Origin of the sequence: Gelidibacter salicanalis (assembly GCF_007997285.1) — a bacterium.
GTDB classification, from domain to species: domain Bacteria; phylum Bacteroidota; class Bacteroidia; order Flavobacteriales; family Flavobacteriaceae; genus Gelidibacter; species Gelidibacter salicanalis.
Map to the genome: position 1 here is coordinate 111,214 of NZ_VORX01000008.1, position 19,472 is coordinate 130,685.

Consider the following 19,472-nt stretch of genomic DNA (forward strand, 5'->3'; position numbering starts at 1 on the left):
CAGTGTCGGCAAAATTCAAGCGAATAGCCCTGATCAATTACTGTTTATTTTTTAATTAATCCGAGTTCTATCAATCGTTCCGTTAAAAATTCGCCAGCAGTAATATCTTCAAATTGTTTTGGATTGTCTTCATCAATGCAGCTCTCCAAAACATCCAATTTCATTTCGCTTATGGGATGCATAAAAAATGGAATGGAATACCGAGAGGTGCCCCATAATTCTCTTGGCGGATTGACCACACGGTGGATGGTCGATTTCAATTTGTTATTAGTATGCCTTGATAGCATATCGCCCACATTAATCATCAATTCATCCGGTTCTGCAATGGCATCAAGCCATTCGCCCTTATGATTTTGAACTTGCAGTCCGCGCCCTTGAGCCCCCATTAATAGGGTAATCAGGTTAATATCGCCATGTGCTGCAGCACGAACCGCCTCTTTAGGTTCTTCATGAATTGGTGGATAATGGATAGGTCTTAAAATAGAATTGCCATTATGGATATAATTATCAAAGTATGTTTCTTCTAAATTTAAATGTAGGGCCAGGGCTCTAAGCACATATTTAGCGGTTTTTTCGAGCATCGCATAAGCTTCCTTACCAACTTCATTAAACCGTGGTAGTTCAGCAACATTTACATTTTCAGGATATTCTTTAGCACGTACAGGATCATCATCAACATATTGCCCAAAATGCCAAAACTCTTTTAAGTCGCCCTGTTTTTGACCTTTTGCACTTTCTTTTCCAAAAGATACGTAGCCACGCTGTCCGCCAATCCCAGGAATCTCGTAGGTGCGCTTCACATCGGTTGGGAGTGAGAAGAAGTTTTTAACCTCTCCGTAGAGATCGTCTACCAAGGCATCATCTAGAAAGTGACCTTTAAGGGCAACAAAACCAATTTCTTCATAGGCCTTTCCAATCTCGTCAATAAATTTCTGTTTCCTATCTGGGTCGCCGGAGACGAAATCCTTCAGATTTACGCTTGGTATCACATTCATTGCTATATATGTTTTAGATTTAACTGCTTTATCACAAAAGTAACGAAAAATACTGTAAAATGCGGTCGCAATAAAGTGCTAAAAAATTGAGGGTTTAGAGTCATTCTCTCTAATTTTATTTACATTTGAGATTTAAAACGCTAACCTTATGTTATCATCTATTAAAAGCGCGATTCACTTCGATAAAAAGAATCTCGATAACAAGACACTTCTTCAACTCTACAAGTCTATGCTCAAGCCTAGATTGATTGAAGAAAAGATGTTAATTCTACTCCGTCAGGGGAAAGTTTCCAAATGGTTTTCCGGAATAGGGCAAGAGGCCATCTCAGTAGGTGTTACCATGGCTCTAAACCCGGATGAGTTTATCTTACCAATGCACCGTAATTTAGGGGTGTTTACCACGCGTGAAATTCCGTTGCAACGTCTATTTAGTCAATGGCAGGGCAAGGCCAATGGATTTACTAAAGGTCGTGATCGCTCCTTCCATTTTGGAACCCAAGAGTATAACATTGTAGGCATGATTTCTCATTTGGGCCCGCAATTAGGTGTTGCTGATGGCATAGCACTGGCAAGTAACCTAAAAAACAAAAATCAAGTGACTGCTGTTTTCACAGGAGAAGGCGGAACAAGTGAAGGCGACTTCCACGAAGCACTTAACGTGGCAGCGGTATGGCAATTACCTGTAATTTTTTGCATTGAAAACAACGGCTACGGTTTGTCTACTCCTACTAGTGAACAATATTTTTGCAAGGATTTGGCCGATAGAGGAAAAGGCTATGGTATTGATTCCTTTATTTTAGATGGGAATAATATTCTAGAAGTTTACGGCAAAATGTTGAAACTTGCAGAAAGCGTCCGGAAACGTCCGCGCCCTATTTTGATAGAGTTTAAAACATTTAGAATGCGCGGTCATGAGGAGGCCAGTGGAACCAAATATGTTCCGAGTGATCTCATTAAAGAATGGGAAGCAAAGGATCCTATCAATAACTATAGAAATTATTTGCTCAATTTAGGTGTGTTAAGCACGGAGCAAGATAACCAATTCCAAACCGAAATAAAGTCTGAAATTGACGCAGCTTTGAAAGCGGCAGGCGCAGAGGAAGAGATTATCGCTGATGCAAGTGTTGAATTAAATGACGTCTACGCTCCTTATGATTATCAGCACATTGAACCGAAGTCGAGTGGAGAGGACATTCGCTTTATTGACGCTATTTCTCAAGGTTTACGCCAGAGCATGCAACGCCATAAAGACTTGGTAATTATGGGCCAGGATATTGCGGAATACGGTGGTGCATTTAAAATCACTGAAGGCTTTGTAGCCGAATTTGGTAAAGAGCGTGTCCGCAACACCCCGATTTGTGAATCGGCCATTGTAGAAGCGGCCATGGGACTGTCCATAGCGGGAATGAAAGCCATTGTAGAGATGCAATTTGCTGATTTTGTGAGTTCAGGCTTCAATCCTATTGTTAATTATTTAGCAAAATCGCATTACCGATGGAATGAGAATGCTGATGTGGTGATCAGAATGCCTTGTGGCGCTGGCGTTGCGGCGGGTCCGTTCCATTCGCAAACGAACGAAGCCTGGTTCACCAAAACTCCAGGATTAAAAGTGGTGTATCCAGCATTTCCTTATGATGCCAAAGGATTATTGGCCACTGCTATCAATGACCCTAATTCGGTATTGTTTTTCGAGCATAAAGCATTGTATAGAAGCATCCGTCAGGAAGTTCCTGCCGAATATTTCACCATCCCATTTGGACAAGCAGCACTTTTAAAAGAAGGTAAGGATATTACCATTATAACCTATGGCGCGGCGGTACATTGGGCTTTAGACACATTAGCGAACAATGAAGATATTGACGCCGATTTAATCGATTTAAGAACGCTGCAGCCCCTAGATACCGACGCTATTTTCAAATCCGTAAAGAAAACCGGACGTGCGATCATCCTTCAGGAAGATTCCATGTTTGGCGGAATTGCTAGCGATTTAAGCGCTATGATTATGGAGCACTGTTTTGAATATTTAGATGCGCCAGTCAAACGAGTGGCGAGTATGGAAACACCTATTCCGTTCATCAACCAATTGGAAGATCAATATTTGGCCAAAGGTAAGTTTGAGACAGAGCTACGAGCGGTCTTAAATTATTAAGATTGCCGACTGTACTTCAATGATATAATTGGTGCCTGCAATTAATTGCAGGCACTTATTTTTTTTAGACACCCACAGTTTTGAATTATGGATAACTGGAGCGTTATTTGAGACATTGTTATCTAAAATAGACGGTTGGATTTAAAAATTAAAGCTTTTAAATTTTATCAGGAGAAAACTACGCACGCCAATAGTTCTATTTCTCTCTTTTTTGCTTAACTTAGAAAGATAAATCTCACATTAAAAATAAAACATATGAGCGACGTAAAAATATATTCAGGAAGTTCACAAGTAAGAATCATGGAAATCAAAAATATTCTTGAAAATGAACAGATCGATTATCAAGAACTAAACAAGTCTGATTCCTCTTTTTTAGTCATACATGGAGACATCGAAATATATGTTGCCCAGGCTGATGAACAAAGAGCGCTAGAGGTTTTGGCCAACAATAGATCGTAATTATAAAATTCCTTTTAAAATAAAAAGTCCGCATGATGCCGACTTTTTTAGTTGTATATATCTCAATTTTTAGCTTTTTTGTACACTTTTAGCGTAAGCTTGCACTTCGTCTAAAACCCGTAGTAAATTACCACTCCATAGCATTCCGATTTCGTCTTCAGTGTAGCCACGTTTCACAAGTTCAAGCGTTACATTAAAGGTTTCTGAGGCGTCATTCCAGCCTACAATACCACCACCACCATCAAAATCACTGCTGATTCCTACGTGCTCGATCCCGATTTTCTTCACCATATAATCAATATGATTTACAAAATCAGCCACAGTGACACCTTCAGGAACATCTTTCATGCCCTTCATCTTGCTGGCCACAATCGGTCTTACTTTGTCCAATATCTCATAATATGCATCACGTTCCTCTGCGGAAAGGTCTTTCATATCACTCCATTCTAAATACGCCACATTCATTGAGTCCATAACCGTTAGAGCCACTTCCTTTTGAAACGCTGCATATTTTTCAGCTTTTTCAGTATTTAAATACGCCGCGAAAGCAACTGTTTGTACAACACCCCCATTTTCCTTAAGCCATTCTAATTGCTCATCATCTAAATTTCTACTGTGATCGCATAAGGCTCTTGCCGAAGAATGTGAGGCAATGATCGGCGCTTCTGACAATTCAATCATAGCTTTCATCGCTTCTTTACTAGGGTGAGATACATCAATCATCATCCCCAACCGATTCATTTCTTTTATGACCTTTTTACCGAGATCACTCAGGCCATTGTGCAACCAAATAGAATCAGCTTCGCCTGTATTACTATCACTCAACTGGCTGTGACCGTTATGTGACAAAGACATATAACGTCCGCCTAAATTGTAAAATTTCTCCACGTTGGCAATGTCCTTTCCAACTGGGTAACCGTTCTCTATCCCAATCATGGCTACTTTTTTGCCAGATTTCACAATGCGTCTCACATCATCAGAGGTAACGGCCAGTTCTATTTCTGCAGGGGCAATCTCATCGACAAGTTTATGAATGGCGTCAAATTTACCCATGGCAGTTTTGTGCGCTTTTTTAAATCCTGCATCCGTCAATTCCTCTTGCCCGGTGTAGACAATAAACCATGCCACATCTAAACCACCTTCAGTCATTTTAGGTAAAGTTACTTGTGAGGATAAATCTTGGGTATAATTAGTTTCGTCCGTAAAATTGGCAACATTAAAGTCGCAGTGCGTGTCTAAGGTAATAACGCGGTCATGAATAGCCTTTGCACGTTCTATAAGTGCAATGGAGTCTTGTTTTGCATCTGGTTGGGCCATTTTTTTGTTGTCGTCTTTACAGCTCATAAAAAGCGTTAGCAAACTTAAAGATAGAATCGTTTTTTTCATGGATTTGTATAATATATTTATAACTTGACAAGTTACAAAAATGAATTTATGATTCTATAAGTTGTATATTTATTTCATGCAAATACGTTTTTTAGTATTATTCTTAATAGTGATGGGCTGTGAAAAATCTACAAATGAAACGCCTCTAGAGATTTGGGATTCCATGACCGTTGATGCCAGCGCTTATAATTCTACCCCTGCCCAAACTAGCGGAAAACCACAATTTACCGCATTTGGAGACAGTTTAAAACCCGGTATGAAATATATTGCCGTATCGCGAGATTTGTTGCGAAAAGGCTTAAAACACAATACGCCCGTGCTTATTGAAGGCTTTGAAGGTGTGTATCTAGTAAAGGATAAAATGCATCGTAAATGGCGCAATCATATTGATATTTATATGGGAAAAGATATTGACGCCGCAATAGAATGGGGGAGACGTACCGTATGTATTGATTACAAATTGTCAAAAGAAGTGATCCATAAAGCCACCAAAAGATAGATGAACCTCACCTCGTTAAAACTATAGAAAACTGTCATTTTGTTAGTTTTTAGAGGGTTAACTCTGTCAAATTGTCTTCGAATTTTTAAAAAATATCGCATTAATTCCTAAATAGTGCTTTGGTATCCATTTTGAAATAGTGTTATCGAAATTAAAGTTTAACTTATAAATTTGATGAACCATGAGTAGTTTAGCAACAATTCAAAAAAATGGAAATGAGGTGTCTACACCAAGACACACAACTTCAAGAAACGCTACTTCATTGCCAAGACTTTCATCTTGGGTTGAAGATTTATTTGAAAGCGGCATGGGGACAGGTTTTTTGTCTAATTTTAATACCGGAATGACGCTACCAGCAGTAAACATTAAAGAAAATGCTGAGGAGTTCTTTTCAGAAATTGCGGTTCCTGGAATGAAAAAATCAGATTTTAATATTGATGTAGACAATAAAATTCTTTCCGTATCTTCTGAAAGAAAGGAAGATAATACCACTGAAGGAGACAACTATACCCGCCGTGAGTTTGGCTATGCGTCCTTTAAAAGAACTTTTACATTACCAGACACTATTGAATCTGATCACATCAGTGCCAAATACGAAGAAGGTATTTTGACGGTACACTTACCTAAAAAGGAAGAAGCCAAGGAAAAACCGGCAAAACGGATCAGTGTTTCTTAAAGTATGCACCTTAAAGTATTAAAAGGAGAGCCTTAAAAAGGTTCTCTTTTTTATTGATCACAACGCCATTTGTCATCATATGTATAAGAAATGGAGAGTCTTAAAAGGCTGTTTTGATCTGTATCAATTGTAAAATCTTTTCAACAAAGCGTCACTATAACTCTTATAAAGTCTTAATTTTGTGGAAATTTTCTCCGAAGTCCCTTTTTTATGTTAGAAACCTCAGAACATTTTAACGACACCAAAACCAAAAAAAATCTCTACGATTATCAGCTTGCTGATCTCAATAAGATTTTTGAGGTATTGGAAACGTCTTCAGATAACTATAATTTGTTGTACCAACTCCCAACGGGAGGAGGGAAGACGGTTATTTTCTCTGAGATTGTGAGACGCTACATAAAAAATCATAACAAAAAGGTAGTCATTTTGACGCATCGTATTGAGTTGTGCAAACAAACTTCAAAAATGCTCACCAATTTTGATGTTCACAATAAAATTATCAATAGCAAAGTAAAAGAATTGCCAGACCAAGACCAGTATCAATGTTTTGTGGCGATGGTAGAAACTCTGAACAACCGTCTGAACGACAAAAAATTACGTTTAGAGGACATAGGCTTGGTGATTATTGACGAGGCCCATTACAACTCTTTTAGAAAACTATTTAAATTTTTTGAAAACTGTTTTATTCTAGGCGTTACCGCAACGCCATTGAGTTCTAACATCAAATTACCGATGAAAGATAATTACCAAAAACTGATTGTTGGTGATGATATTTCAACCTTGATTAAAAATGGTTTTTTAGCAAAAGCAGAACTCTACAATTTTGACGTGGAACTGAATACGCTTAAAATTGGAATAAACGGCGATTATACCGTTAAATCTTCAGAAGCGCTCTATACCAATTCGCACATGTTGAGCAAGCTCATTTTTGCTTACGAAGAAATGTCTAAAGGGAAGAAAACGCTTATTTTTAATAATGGTATTCAAACCTCAAAGGAAGTCTGTTATTCCTTTAAACGGGCGGGATATGACGTACGTCATTTAGACAATACCTGTGGCAAACAAGAACGAAAGGATATTTTGAAATGGTTTAAAAATACACCCGATGGCATTTTAACCTCCGTCAGTATTTTAACCACTGGGTTTGATGAGCCTACCGTAGAATCAGTGATATTAAATAGGGCCACTCGTTCCTTGACTTTATATTTTCAAATGATTGGTCGTGGATCTCGCATCCTTGCCGACAAGAAAACTTTTACTGTTCTCGATTTAGGAAATAATGCCGTGCGTTTTGGACCTTGGGATCAATCTGTGGACTGGCAGCATATTTTTAAATATCCTGATCTGTATCTTGAAAACTTAAGAAACGACGAAGACATTGAGCGTGACTTTGTATACGTCATGCCAGATTCTATCCGAGAACGGTTTAGCAATACAGAAGACATTGAATTTGACGTTAAGGAAGCTTATGAACAGGCGATTGCTGATGGTCAAAAATCGATTACTGCCATCGAAAAATCCATTGAGCAACATTCTAAAATGATAATTGAGAATGTAGACAGCATTTTTGATGCCCGCGATATTATCAAATATCTACAAGATGATATTTCTTACCGTATCAAACAATATTCTTATTGTATGATGAACAGTACTAAGAATTATAAGGATTGGCTTATGGAAGAGTATATCCGAAAGCTAAGACTCAGCTTCAACGGCAAGTTTTAACATTTTCTTTAAATTTATAGTCAATATTAAGTATTAGTTTCGCTAATAGGTACACTTATTGATTAAGTATCTGAAACAGTTTTTAAACGTATGGTAACCTACAAATTTAAGCTTCTAGGCATTTTCTTTTTTCTAGCGATTTTTAATATGAACGCACAAGAATTTCCAATTAAGAGCATTCCCATACCTGCCGTCGAAAAAAAGGAAGAAAAGAAAACACCAGAGCCTACACCCATCAAAATAGATCCTATAAAAAAGGAAGAAACGGCACCAATTGATAATCCTATTAAAATAAAAAAACAGGAAAAGGAATTTTCAATGTTTGATGATTCAAATTTAAAAGATCCGGGTGAGATTTTCGACCAAAGATGGAATAGCAAAGCTGTAGAACAAGGCTTTAAAATGCCAAGCATGGAGGATCAGTTTTTGGGGAATTTCAGAATGACCGGAAAAAAAGCCAATATTAGATGTAGAGACCATGAATATCCTGATGGCGATCGGGTGCGTGTGTTTGTAAATGGTACCGTATTTATTCCTAATCTCTTATTGACTGGTAGTTATAAAAGTTTTGATGTGCCGTTAGTAGAAGGCATCAATAAAATTGAATTTGTTGCGCTTAATCAAGGTGAATCCGGACCCAACACTGCCGAGTTTCAAGTTTATGATGACAACGGGGTGGAGGTATCCTCTAAAAAATGGAACCTCTTAACGGGCGTTACCGCCAGCATCATTTTAATTAAGGAAGGGGAGTAGTTTTAAAACAGTGGAAAGAAAGGTGCTTTAGCAATGATATGAAACCCTAAGGCTTTTGCTTTATCTTGTAACTCCGTCACGTGTACCACCTGATCTGTATGTACCGTAAAATCAAAAGGAGAATCATCTTCAAAAATAACCTTAGTCACCCCGTCAATTTCCATAATAGCGGCTTCTAAACGCGATTTCTCAGCGGGATCATCAGCATCAGATGTAAATTTTTTGCCGTAATTGCCTGGGATGATATTTTCAGTAATAAATGTCATTGTGATATAAATTGTTTTAGCTTGATTCTACCTATAAAATTAGATAAATAATTGCAATTCACCTAATGGAATCAGGCTTTATAGCTAGATTATATTTGCATTAAAAATGTTTCGTAATGCCTTATATTATAACTCTCTGATACTGTTTGATTCATGTAATTTAGACTGCTTACCCAATAGTTTTATAAGGCCAAAAAAACTCTTGCATTGTTTTGATCTTAGAGCATATGTGATCTTGAATTTTCTGATAACCCTAAACTTCGATTCTGTTCGTAGTAAAAAAAGAGAGGAACGCTAATATACACTTCTATAAACGTACAATTTGCGATTCATAGCATAAAGTTTAATGGAAGGACCGATGGCAAATTGAAATCAATATCTTATATTTGTAAGGTATATAGATATTTAGAGACTTATTACTCTGAATAATTTATATGCATTGTAATTACTTGATTAATCCATAGACGTTTCAATTTCTCAAAATTGCTTATCTTAAGTATTGATTGGTATTTCAAAGTATAACCCTTAAAACATATTTAAAAAAAAGAATGGCTAAGTCGCAACAGACCTTTAACAAAATTGAAAAAGAAAAAGCACGTGCTAAGAAACGTGAAGATAAAAAAAAGAAAAAAGAAGCCCGTAAAGCGGAAGGTGGAACTGATGGTATCCAATTTGCTTACGTTGATGCTTACGGCAATTTAACTGATACACCTCCAAATCCTGCAGACAAGATTAAAGTTGAAGCTGAGGATATTGTATTAGGTGTGCCTAAGAAAGAAGAAGGCGAAGAAGAAGATCCAATAAGACAAGGAAAAGTATCCTTCTACGATAGTTCTAAAGGCTTCGGATTTATCATTGATCTAGAAAATAATGAAAAGTATTTCTGTCACGTAAGCGGACTCCTAGACGATATCGCAGAGAATGACAAAGTAACTTTTGAGTTAGAACGCGGAATGAAAGGCATGAATGCCGTTCGAGTTAAGCGCGTTTAATCTACCTTTAATTCATCCAATTTTATAACCTCACCTGGTGCCATTCTATTTAAATGAATGGTGCCTATACGTACACGTACCAATCTCAGTGTAGGAAAACCAACGGCAGATGTCATTTTACGCACTTGTCTAAATTTTCCTTCGTTTATCGTAATCGATAACCATGAGGTTGGCCCATGTCGTGCGTCCCTAATTTTTTTAGACCGTTCTGGTAATTCAGGCGGACTTTCCAAAGCAAATACCTTGCAAGGTTTCGTATCGTATTTAATTCCTTTGAAACCGATATTAACACTCGTTTGCAAAGCCGCTATAGCGGAGGGAGTGATGGCACCGTCTACCTGTACGTAATATTCCTTTTCTACTTGACTACTGTTGATTTGATTGCTTAAAAATCCGTCAGTTGTCAAAAGTAAAAGGCCTTCTGAATTTTTATCCAAACGCCCAACGGGCATCACGCCTTCCGGAAATTCATAAAGCTCACCCAAAAATTTTTTATTGCGTTCGTGATTGGCATTACTCATAAATTGGCTTAAGTATCCAAAAGGCTTATGAAGCATATAGTACACATGCGTTTCTGCTTTAGATGTCTCCATTTAAAATGCTATATACCAATTCTTTACTCATGGTTTTCCCTTTTGACTTTTGGCGAACCTCGTCAAAGGTAAATCTGAAATCACAACCTGATTTGTAGGCACTACACCCATAGGCAGTTTTGCCTTTTATCACCGTTCCAATTTTGCATTTAGGGCAAGTAAGCGTATCTGGGAGTACTTTTTTGGTCGATTTCTTTGGCTCCAAAACCAATTGAAACTGATCATCAAAACGAAGAAGGCCTTCCAATTCTCCAGCCTCCGTCTTAAATCCTTTTAAATTGACGGTAGAACCTTTTTGCAGTAATCTGATAAATTGTTTTTCTGAAATCTTTTTGTCCTTAAATTTAAAGGGTAATACAAAACGACATCCGTTTTTAAAGTCGCTACATCCAAATGCCGATTTACCCTTAATTAAATAGCCTTGCTTGCATTTCGGACACTGCTCGGAAGTGATGCCTGCCTTCTTTTTCGTCTCCTTTTTAACAACAGTTTTTTCTACGGCTTTGGTGTGGGAAATGTTGGCACGATTGGTTTCGCTACGAACTTCATAGACCAAGGCATCCACCATTTTTTTCATGTTAGCAATAAACTGGGCCGCACTATAAGTGCCTTTCTCAATATCCTTTAATTGTTTTTCCCACATTCCGGTCAATTCCGCCGATTTTAAAAGTTCATTCTGAATGGTGTCAATCAGTTGGATCCCAATTTGTGTTGGCAACACCTGTTTTTTGTTTCGCTCAATATACTTGCGCTTAAAAAGCGTTTCGATAATATTTGCTCGCGTTGAGGGCCGGCCAATCCCGTTTTCCTTCATTAGTTCGCGCATCTCATCATCATCCACCTGTTTCCCTGCGGTTTCCATAGCCCGTAGGAGGGAAGCTTCTGTAAATTGATTAGGTGGTTTGGTCTGTTTTTCTAAAAACGACGGCTCATGCGGGCCTTTCTCTCCTTTTAAAAAACCAGGCAGTAAATTTTCTTTGGCGCTGTTACTATTTGTACTGGAAGCACTTTCAAAAACGACACGCCAGCCTTTGCTCAAGATTTCTTTTCCTGTAGCTTTAAAATTAACGTCGGCCGCTTTTCCAATCACTGTGGTGTTGGATACCGTAGAGTCCTCATGAAAAACCGCTATAAATCGTCTGGTAATGATATCATACACTTGCTGCTGATTGTACTGCAACTGACTTTCCACACCCGTAGGAATGATGGCGTGGTGATCTGTAACTTTTTTATCATTAAAAACCTTTGCTGATTTTTTAATCTTTTTATCTAAAAGAGGCGTTGTTAGTGGCGCATATTTGGTCAAGTTCTTTAAAATTCCTGGAACTTTTGGATAAATATCATTCGGTAAAAAGGTGGTATCTACTCTAGGGTAGGTCACCACTTTCTGTTCGTATAACTTTTGAACGATTTTTAAAGTTTCGTCTGCTGAAAAACCAAACTTGGTATTGCAATACACCTGTAATCCGGTAAGATCAAAAAGTTTCGGTGCATAATCCTTGCCCTTTTTCTTGGTAATGGAGACGATTTCAAACTCGTGTTCTTTTACTTTATTGGCAAGAAGTTCCCCATCTTCCATTTTCGTAAAACGACCTTCTTCATAACTGAACAAGGTATCTCGGTACATGGTTTGCAATTCCCAATAGGGCTGTGGTACAAAGTTTTCAATTTCCTTAAACCGGTTGACCACCATAGCCAATGTAGGCGTTTGCACACGACCAACGGAGAGAACTTGCTTGTAACCCCCGTGTTTTAGTGTGTACAATCGGGTAGCGTTCATCCCTAATAGCCAATCGCCGATAGCGCGAGAAAATCCCGCATAAAAAAGATTATCATACTGCTCAGAGGGTTTCAGGTTTTCAAAACCTTCTTTAATGGCTTCAGAAGTTAACGACGAAATCCACAAACGTTTCACCTTGCCCTTATAATTGGCTTGGTCCAATACCCAACGTTGAATCAATTCTCCTTCCTGCCCAGCATCTCCGCAGTTTATCACGACCTCGGCACTGTCAAAGAGTTTTTTAACAATTTTAAATTGCTTCTGAATTCCAGCATTGCTCACCACCTTGGTTTTAAACTTTTCGGGCAGCATTGGTAAATTATTCAAATCCCAACTTTTCCAATGCGGCTTGTAATCATTCGGCTCCATTAAGGTACATAAATGCCCAAACGTATAGGTAACTGCATAGCCATTACCCTCATAGTACCCATCATGTTTACTATTGGCGCCTAAAATAGCAGCAATTTCTCGGGCAACACTCGGTTTTTCGGCAATACAGACTTTCAAAATAAAATTTGTTATTTAATTAAAGGTGCTTAAATTTCAAGGTTTTGAATCTATAATAAAGTAATTGGATTGAGTATTAATATGGCGTTTAAGGCGCTATTCACGCCATAAAATTTGCTGTGCAAAGTAAAACTTTTTGAGGACATCTGCCAAGAAATCTGATGAAACCCATAATCTATTTGGGAATGAATCGATTATAGTTATTACCACCAAACCACAAAGAATTTTTTTAGTGTTGTTCCAGTTCTGAGCCAGCATAATGGCGAGCGTTGATCCTTAAGCCACACCGTAACCTCTATTTTAAATTCATCATAATTGAGCCAGCAAACCGCATCGTGGGGATCCATAATCCAATCCATTTTCTGGGGAATAAAAAAATGATCGGCTTTAAACTGTGCCATATCAGCGCTATGGATGTAAAACCCTTTGACACAATCAGGATTTAATTGATCAAAAGCATCGTCTGAAAAATTTAGAGGTAAAAATAATTGCGCTTTAAAAAGTACTTGTTGTTGAATATCTGAGGCCTGTAGTCCTAATTTTTCAAGCAGTGGTTGTGTTTTTTTATGATAGAGTAGTGGCAACTGTTTTTCTTTCAGTTTGGTCAGTTTTTGCACTAACGCATCGTTTCGGTTAGGGCCAATCCAGTGCGATAATTCGGTAACGCCTGAATCAGGATCATACAAATAAAATTTATAGATAATTTCCAAATGTACGGCTCCAGTATCGGTCACCAGTAAAGCATCCAATTCGCCTATAGTTATTTTACCATCCTGAATCTGAATGTTTTCGGATAGAATTGAACAAAAAGCATCTGAAGCCAATTCATGGAACACAAATTGTTCCACCAGCTTCCCGAGGCGAAGTTTTTTATTGGGTAATCCGATAAAATTTTCCCCGCTGTGAACACCCATCACAAAAGATTTTAGCCCGTAAATTGGAGCTTCCCCCAAAAGTTGAGATGTGTTGACATATCCTTTAAAATTGCGTAATAAGCTAGCTGTATCCATAATAATCCGTCGCAATTTACAAATATCTTTTAGACGAAATATTGTAATACCCCTCTATTACACTTATCTTTGTACCTTCTTACTAATCCAAACGCCTAAGCCACATTACCAATGTCTGTAAAAACCCTTTCAGAAAATTTAGAACGTCAAACCGGAAAAGATTTATATAATTATCAGAAAAAGGCTATCGACAAGGTGTTTAAAGCTTTCGATGAGGCGCCTGAAGATTATCATTTACTTTACCAATTGCCTACCGGAGGTGGGAAAACGGTTATTTTCTCTGAATTTGTTAGACAATATTTAAAGAATCACGACAAAAAAGTTGTGATTTTAACCCACCGAATAGAGTTGCTCAAGCAAACTTCACGCATGTTGACGGAATTTAACGTTAGCAATAAGGTGGTAGATAGCAAGGCGAATCTGGATGACCAAGCAAACTATAGCTGTTTTGTAGCAATGGTTGAGACCTTGAACAATAGACTTCAGGAGGAGATGCTAGATATCTCTGATGTTGGTTTGGTCATTATTGATGAGGCGCATTACAACTCCTTCACCAAACTCTTTAAATATTTCGAAAAATCTTTTATTCTTGGTGTAACGGCAACCCCGTTGAGTTCTAATAAAGATTTGCCAATGAAGGATAATTACAATGAGCTGATTACCGGTGAAACTATCGAATCGCTTATTGAAAATAATTTCCTATCTCCGGCAGAAACCTATCAGTACAATGTTGGATTAACGTCATTAGAAGTGGGCTCTAACGGCGATTATACCGTGAAATCTTCTGAAGATCTCTACACTAATACAGACATGCTAAGAAAAGTGGTGTATGCCTATGAGCAACACTCCTTGAATAAGAAGACCTTGATTTTCAACAATGGGATCAATACTTCTTTACATGTGTATGATACCTTTAAAAGAGCGGGATATACCATTGCTCATTTAGACAATACTGCCACCAAAAAGGAGCGTAAAGCCATTTTGAAATGGTTTAAGGATACTCCTAATGCCATTCTATCATCCGTGAGTATTTTAACCACAGGTTTTGATGAACCATCAGTAGATACCATTATCTTAAACAGAGCCACCAAATCTTTAGCCTTGTATTACCAAATGGTAGGGCGTGGATCTCGTATTTATAAAGACAAAGAGGTATTTAAGATTATCGATTTGGGTAACAACATGCACCGTTTTGGGCCTTGGGGTGCAGATATTGACTGGCAAAAGATTTTCGGATCTCCTAACTATTATTTAGATAGCATCATTAACGATGATGATATTGAAAATAACTTCAGATATGAGATGCCGGATGCTATCCGCAAGGAATTTGAGAATTCTGAGGAAGTCTATTTTGACATGAAACAGGCCTATATTGACTCCGTTAATAAAGGCGATTCTTCAAAGGTATTGTTGGAACAATCTATTGCGCACCACACTAAAATTTGTGTTGAAAATAGTGAAGACGTGTATGATGCTTTGGCGTTGATGAAATTATTGGAAGACGATATCAATCACCGTTTAGAGCGTTACACTCAATGCATCAGTAAAAGCACCTTCAATTTTGTAAAATGGTTGCATGATGACTACCGCATGAAATTACGTGCTTACATCAGAGAAAACTTTGATACAGTTTTTGAAGAGATTCATGGGCATCCGCCAGAAGAATAACCGTTACTTTTTTAAAGTCTTTCTCATTATATAAATTTCTTAAATTTTTTTTACGCGTTGACTGACTGTCGGAATGGGTCAATATTCTGTGCAATTCGACAAGCAATTTCCCTTCAATCCATCTAACTTGTACGTACCAATCTTGATCTCCAAGATGGTTAGTAGTAATAGTTAAATACAAAACAGATGAAAATAGGAGTAATAGGAAGCGGAAATATAGGTGGGAATTTAGGAAAACATTGGGCGAAAGCAGGACACGAAGTGCTGTTCAGTTCGCGCCATCCCGAAGAATTAAATGATTTGGTAAGAGACAGCGGCGGTAATGCCAAAGCAGTGAGCGTTGAAAAAGCCTTTGAAGCCAATGCTGATGTGTATTTATTAGCTGTTCCATTTAAAGCGATAGATGAATTAGCGGAACTTTACGCTGGAGAATATGGGAATCGCGTCATCATTGATGCGACAAACCCTTATCCAGAACGCGATGGTGCTATGGCACAGGAAGTAAGAGACAGCAATAGAAATGCCTCTGAATATACCGCCATGAAATTTGGTACGGCAAGAACAGCTAAAGCCTTCAACACTATTAAGGCAGACCATTTGAAGACGAAAGCTTGGCGTGACCAGGATAGGGTAGCGGTGCCTTTTGCTGCACAAGATGAAGATAGCAAGCGCGTGACCCAGCAACTCATTGAAGACATTGGATTTGATGCGGTATATGTTGGCGATTTAAGCAAAACGAAAATCATGGATCCTGATCAAAAAATATATGGAAAATCTGTGAATAGAGCAGAACTCGAATCGATGATCTAAGCACATTAACATATGATACAAAAGGCCTTATCTGTAACAGGATAAGGCCTTTTTTATGTTTGGACATTTGTCTGTACTTAGTCCATGCTTAGTTTAAAACTTCTTGTTATATTTATGAACCTTAATAAAAACGCTATTTAATGAAAAAATTATGTCTATGGGCACTACTTTTTGGAGGGCTCCTAAATCCGCTTAACGTACAGTCACAATCTGCTAGAAAGAAGAAAAAGTCTAAAAATGAGGTCACCGCACCGTCACCAGAGAAAAAGAAAGATGATGCTATAAAACCTTATGATAAAGTCATTACAAAAGAGGCCATCACAGATGAAGGCTTATTTAAAGTTCATAAAATAAAGGACAATTATTACTTTGAAATCCAAGATAGCTTGCTCAATAAAGATATGTTGTTGGTGAGCCGCATGGCAAAATTACCGTCTAATTTAGGAGGTGGTTACATGAATGCTGGGTCGAAGGCTAATGAACAGTTAATTACTTGGGAGCGTTTTCAAAATAAAATCCTGATTAAGGTCAAATCGTATAATGCCGTTGCTCATGACAGTCTGCCTATCAATATATCTGTTAAAGCGAATAATTACGAACCTACTTTATACGCATTTGATATTGCAGCCTTTAGCAAAGATTCGTCGGCAGTGGTTATTGATGTGACCAAGTTTTACAGTACTGATGTAAAAGCCATCAGCGGTCTTTCGGCAAGCTTACGTGAAACGTATAAGGTGCGCAACTTAGATGACTCTAGGAGTTTTATCACATCAGCGAAAAGTTTTCCGCTGAATATAGAAATCATTCAAGATTTTAGTTACAACGCTTCAAAGCCACCGATGCTTCCTGAAACCGAAACCATCAGCATACAGATGAACCAGTCTATGGTATTATTACCAACCACCCCAATGCAACCCCGTCTTGCTGATCCGCGCGTGGGGTTTTTTACGGTCAGTCAATTTGATTATAGTAGTGAGGCTTTAAAATCTGATGAAAAAACATTCATTCGTCGCTGGCGATTAGAACCTAAAGATCTTGCTGCCTACAACAGGGGAGAGTTGGTAGAGCCCATCAAACCTATTGTGTATTATTTAGATCCTGCCACCCCTGAAAAGCTGCGCAAATATATAAAACAAGGGATTGAAGAATGGCAAAAACCATTTGAAACCGCAGGCTTTAAAAATGCCATTATCGCGAAAGACCCACCCACTTATGAAGAAGATCCAGAGTTTAGCGCTGAAGATATCCGGTATTCTGTAGTTCGTTATGTGGCTAGCACCACCAGGAATGCTGTAGGCCCAAGTGTATCTGACCCGCGCACCGGAGAAATTATTGAAAGTGATATCATTTGGTACCATAACCATTTGCGCTCTTATAGAAACCGTTATCTGTTAGAGACTGGTGCTGCCAATCCGTCCGCACGTACTTTAGAAACGAGCGATGAAGAAATAGGAGAAATGATGCGTATGGTTATTGCGCATGAAGTGGGACACGCCTTAGGATTTCCTCATAATATGGCGGCCAGTCATGCTTATGATGTGGAAAGTTACCGCAATGGCGCCTTCACTCAAGAACATGGGATCGCTGCAAGTTTAATGGATTATGCCCGTTACAATTATATTGCCCAACCTGGAGATCAAAATATACGTTTTATTCGTCAGATGGGACCCTATGATCATTATGTCACCAATTGGGGCTATCGCTTTATTCCAGGCGCAACCACAGAAGGGGAGGTCCCGACCTTGAACCAATGGATCTTAGATAACGCTGACGATCCACGATTTAAATACGGGAAACAAAGCAGTAATTTCGATCCGTCGTCACAAACGGAAGATATCGGTAACAATTCAATAAAAGCCAGCACTTACGGATTGAAGAACTTAAAATATGTCGCAGAACAATTGCCGCTATGGACCAGCGATAAGACCAATGATTATGACGATTTAAAAGAATTACAAGGGGAGTTGTTAGGGGTTTGGAACCGCTATATTGGACACGTTGCCACACATCTTGGTGGGGTTTATGAAAACACCAAACGACCGCGGCAAGGAGGGGTCATTTATACTGCCGCTCCTAAAGCGGACCAAAAAGCAGCCATGGCTTGGCTGCATGAAAATGCCTTTGCATCGCCAACATGGATGATCAACTTTGACATTCTTCAAAATATAGATCATACCGGATATACCGAAACCTTTAGAAGCGCACAAGCGAGACATTTAAACAACATTCTCGATTTTGATGTGCTAGGCAGATTGATTGATGGCGCTGCGATAAGTGCTGAAAATTATTCGGCTCTGGAACTCTTGCAGGATATGCGCAAAGGCCTTTGGAAAGAGCTCAATGGCAATCTGACCGTAGACATTTACCGTCGTAATTTACAGCGTGCCTATATTGACCGCATGGGCTATTTAATGACGGAGGAATTGAAACCGAGTCGTTTTGGAGCGTTTTATGATGTGAATCAGTCAGATGTTAGAGCTTTGGTGAGAGGGGAATTGAATGTACTTAAAAAGCAGCTAAATACACGTAAGAATTTAGTGTCTCAAACAGAAACCAAGTATCATTATCTGGATGCTATAAAACGTATTGAATTGATTTTGGATCCGAAATAATATTTGCAGGAAACTTTGGGCGTTTTTTTTTTGACACGAATGTCACGAATGGACACGAATGGAGCGGAATTGTTACTAGATTTTGAAGTTATTACAAACAGATCCACGGAGGTTTCACGGAGCAAAAATTAGTGCTAATTCGTGTAATTCTTGTCCTTTTTCTCTTCTCTCTATTCTCTTTTCTTTCATCTGCAAAAGTTGTTACATAGAGTTCCACAGAGGTTTGACAGAGATACACGGAGCAAAAATTAGTGCTTATTCGTGAAATTCTTGTCCATTTTTCTTTTCTCTCTATTCTCTTTTCTTTTATTTGCAAGAGTTGTTACACAGAGATACACGCAGAAAAATTAGTGCTTATTCGTGAAATTCTTGTCCTTTTGAATGTCCCTGATTAGAGTTGACCGTTTTTAGTTATTAATTTCATTGTTAAAAATAGTGATCATTGGTCTATTATCTGGTGTTAAATCGTTCCAATAATTTTGAAAAGTATTAGGACTCATTTTAGGTAAGTGTCTGTGGACTCTTTTTTCATTATAATTAGTTACTGCTTTTTTTACGTATTGCTTTAATTGATAAAATGTTTTGGGATTCC

17 protein-coding genes are annotated in these 19,472 nt (G+C 38.2%); 10 read left to right on the forward strand and 7 right to left on the reverse strand.

All coding sequences use genetic code 11. The features are described 5' to 3' along the window. Positions 1-44 precede the first annotated feature (44 nt). Entirely contained in the window at positions 45-995 is a 951-nt protein-coding gene (locus ES711_RS14445; protein WP_146894012.1) for an isopenicillin N synthase family dioxygenase, read from the reverse strand. A 148-nt stretch (positions 996-1,143) separates the two neighbouring features. Here ES711_RS14445 and ES711_RS14450 point away from each other — a divergent pair, with 148 nt between their 5' ends. Further along, on the forward strand, positions 1,144-3,144 hold the full coding sequence (locus ES711_RS14450) for an alpha-ketoacid dehydrogenase subunit alpha/beta (RefSeq protein ID WP_146894013.1): 2,001 nt from the start codon (positions 1,144-1,146) through the stop codon (positions 3,142-3,144). A 255-nt stretch (positions 3,145-3,399) separates the two neighbouring features. Further along, the gene (locus ES711_RS14455) at positions 3,400-3,603 is read left to right on the forward strand and encodes a putative signal transducing protein (RefSeq protein ID WP_146894014.1); all 204 of its coding nucleotides are present in this window, start codon (positions 3,400-3,402) and stop codon (positions 3,601-3,603) included. Positions 3,604-3,672: 69 nt separating this feature from the next. Here the strand turns inward: ES711_RS14455 and ES711_RS14460 are convergent, their stop codons facing one another. Next, on the reverse strand, positions 3,673-4,989 hold the full coding sequence (locus tag ES711_RS14460; protein WP_146894015.1) for a dipeptidase: 1,317 nt from the start codon (positions 4,987-4,989) through the stop codon (positions 3,673-3,675). Between the two features lie 76 nt (positions 4,990-5,065). On the opposite strand from ES711_RS14460, the gene ES711_RS14465 reads away from it, so the two are divergent. The 4 genes from ES711_RS14465 (at position 5,066) to ES711_RS14480 (ending at position 8,642) form a co-directional block, all read left to right on the forward strand. Continuing rightward, the gene (locus ES711_RS14465) at positions 5,066-5,488 is read left to right on the forward strand and encodes a 3D domain-containing protein (RefSeq protein WP_246139208.1); all 423 of its coding nucleotides are present in this window, start codon (positions 5,066-5,068) and stop codon (positions 5,486-5,488) included. 181 nt (positions 5,489-5,669) lie between these two features. Then, the gene (locus ES711_RS14470) at positions 5,670-6,164 is read left to right on the forward strand and encodes an Hsp20/alpha crystallin family protein (protein ID WP_146894016.1); all 495 of its coding nucleotides are present in this window, start codon (positions 5,670-5,672) and stop codon (positions 6,162-6,164) included. A gap of 210 nt (positions 6,165-6,374) precedes the next feature. After that, on the forward strand, positions 6,375-7,889 hold the full coding sequence (locus tag ES711_RS14475; protein ID WP_146894017.1) for a DEAD/DEAH box helicase: 1,515 nt from the start codon (positions 6,375-6,377) through the stop codon (positions 7,887-7,889). 90 nt (positions 7,890-7,979) lie between these two features. Continuing rightward, positions 7,980-8,642 carry a hypothetical protein gene (locus ES711_RS14480; protein ID WP_170245279.1) on the forward strand — a complete coding sequence of 221 codons (663 nt, stop codon included), beginning with the start codon at positions 7,980-7,982 and terminating at the stop codon, positions 8,640-8,642. 2 nt (positions 8,643-8,644) lie between these two features. Here the strand turns inward: ES711_RS14480 and ES711_RS14485 are convergent, their stop codons facing one another. After that, positions 8,645-8,908: a heavy-metal-associated domain-containing protein gene (locus tag ES711_RS14485; protein ID WP_146894019.1), complete on the reverse strand. Its 264-nt coding sequence runs from the start codon at positions 8,906-8,908 to the stop codon at positions 8,645-8,647. Positions 8,909-9,456: 548 nt separating this feature from the next. On the opposite strand from ES711_RS14485, the gene ES711_RS14490 reads away from it, so the two are divergent. Next, positions 9,457-9,900 carry a cold-shock protein gene (locus ES711_RS14490; RefSeq protein ID WP_146894020.1) on the forward strand — a complete coding sequence of 148 codons (444 nt, stop codon included), beginning with the start codon at positions 9,457-9,459 and terminating at the stop codon, positions 9,898-9,900. Here ES711_RS14490 and ES711_RS14495 read toward each other — a convergent pair. The 3 genes from ES711_RS14495 to ES711_RS14505 form a co-directional block, all read right to left on the reverse strand. Next, a complete protein-coding gene (locus ES711_RS14495) occupies positions 9,897-10,493 on the reverse strand; it encodes a pseudouridine synthase (RefSeq protein ID WP_246139209.1) in 597 nt (198 codons plus the stop codon). The genes ES711_RS14490 and ES711_RS14495 overlap by 4 nt on opposite strands. Further along, positions 10,480-12,780, reverse strand: coding sequence for a type IA DNA topoisomerase (locus ES711_RS14500; protein ID WP_146894021.1), 2,301 nt, complete (start codon positions 12,778-12,780; stop codon positions 10,480-10,482). The genes ES711_RS14495 and ES711_RS14500 overlap by 14 nt, the downstream gene beginning before the upstream one ends. 203 nt (positions 12,781-12,983) lie before the next feature. Next, complete coding sequence (locus tag ES711_RS14505; RefSeq protein WP_146894022.1) at positions 12,984-13,790, reverse strand: DUF1853 family protein; 807 nt, start codon at positions 13,788-13,790, stop codon at positions 12,984-12,986. A gap of 111 nt (positions 13,791-13,901) precedes the next feature. On the opposite strand from ES711_RS14505, the gene ES711_RS14510 reads away from it, so the two are divergent. The 3 genes from ES711_RS14510 to ES711_RS14520 all read left to right on the forward strand — a co-directional run bounded on the left by ES711_RS14510 (position 13,902) and on the right by ES711_RS14520 (position 18,880). Beyond that, positions 13,902-15,458, forward strand: a complete 1,557-nt coding sequence (locus ES711_RS14510) for a DEAD/DEAH box helicase (RefSeq protein WP_146894023.1) — start codon at positions 13,902-13,904, stop codon at positions 15,456-15,458. Between the two features lie 186 nt (positions 15,459-15,644). Continuing rightward, the gene (locus ES711_RS14515; protein ID WP_146894024.1) at positions 15,645-16,268 is read left to right on the forward strand and encodes an NADPH-dependent F420 reductase; all 624 of its coding nucleotides are present in this window, start codon (positions 15,645-15,647) and stop codon (positions 16,266-16,268) included. A 140-nt stretch (positions 16,269-16,408) separates the two neighbouring features. Continuing rightward, a complete protein-coding gene (locus ES711_RS14520) occupies positions 16,409-18,880 on the forward strand; it encodes a zinc-dependent metalloprotease (RefSeq protein ID WP_146894025.1) in 2,472 nt (823 codons plus the stop codon). A 407-nt stretch (positions 18,881-19,287) separates the two neighbouring features. On the opposite strand, the gene ES711_RS16385 is transcribed toward ES711_RS14520, so the two are convergent. Next, the coding region (locus tag ES711_RS16385; RefSeq protein ID WP_211363080.1) for a hypothetical protein at positions 19,288-19,472 on the reverse strand (185 nt) is incomplete at its 5' end.

Bases quoted from the DNA above. Each gene is read 5' to 3' on its own strand.
- ES711_RS14470 (WP_146894016.1), top strand. From the start codon at position 5,670: ATGAGTAGTTTAGCAACAATTCAAAAAAATGGAAATGAGGTGTCTACA.
- ES711_RS14505 (WP_146894022.1), bottom strand. From the start codon at position 13,790: ATGGATACAGCTAGCTTATTACGCAATTTTAAAGGATATGTCAACACA.
- ES711_RS14515 (WP_146894024.1), top strand. From the start codon at position 15,645: ATGAAAATAGGAGTAATAGGAAGCGGAAATATAGGTGGGAATTTAGGA.
- ES711_RS14450 (WP_146894013.1), top strand. From the start codon at position 1,144: ATGTTATCATCTATTAAAAGCGCGATTCACTTCGATAAAAAGAATCTC.
- ES711_RS14480 (WP_170245279.1), top strand. From the start codon at position 7,980: ATGGTAACCTACAAATTTAAGCTTCTAGGCATTTTCTTTTTTCTAGCG.
- ES711_RS14455 (WP_146894014.1), top strand. From the start codon at position 3,400: ATGAGCGACGTAAAAATATATTCAGGAAGTTCACAAGTAAGAATCATG.
- ES711_RS14445 (WP_146894012.1), bottom strand. From the start codon at position 995: ATGAATGTGATACCAAGCGTAAATCTGAAGGATTTCGTCTCCGGCGAC.
- ES711_RS14510 (WP_146894023.1), top strand. From the start codon at position 13,902: ATGTCTGTAAAAACCCTTTCAGAAAATTTAGAACGTCAAACCGGAAAA.
- ES711_RS14475 (WP_146894017.1), top strand. From the start codon at position 6,375: ATGTTAGAAACCTCAGAACATTTTAACGACACCAAAACCAAAAAAAAT.
- ES711_RS14490 (WP_146894020.1), top strand. From the start codon at position 9,457: ATGGCTAAGTCGCAACAGACCTTTAACAAAATTGAAAAAGAAAAAGCA.
- ES711_RS14520 (WP_146894025.1), top strand. From the start codon at position 16,409: ATGAAAAAATTATGTCTATGGGCACTACTTTTTGGAGGGCTCCTAAAT.
- ES711_RS14460 (WP_146894015.1), bottom strand. From the start codon at position 4,989: ATGAAAAAAACGATTCTATCTTTAAGTTTGCTAACGCTTTTTATGAGC.
- ES711_RS14465 (WP_246139208.1), top strand. From the start codon at position 5,066: ATGCAAATACGTTTTTTAGTATTATTCTTAATAGTGATGGGCTGTGAA.
- ES711_RS14485 (WP_146894019.1), bottom strand. From the start codon at position 8,908: ATGACATTTATTACTGAAAATATCATCCCAGGCAATTACGGCAAAAAA.
- ES711_RS14495 (WP_246139209.1), bottom strand. From the start codon at position 10,493: ATGGAGACATCTAAAGCAGAAACGCATGTGTACTATATGCTTCATAAG.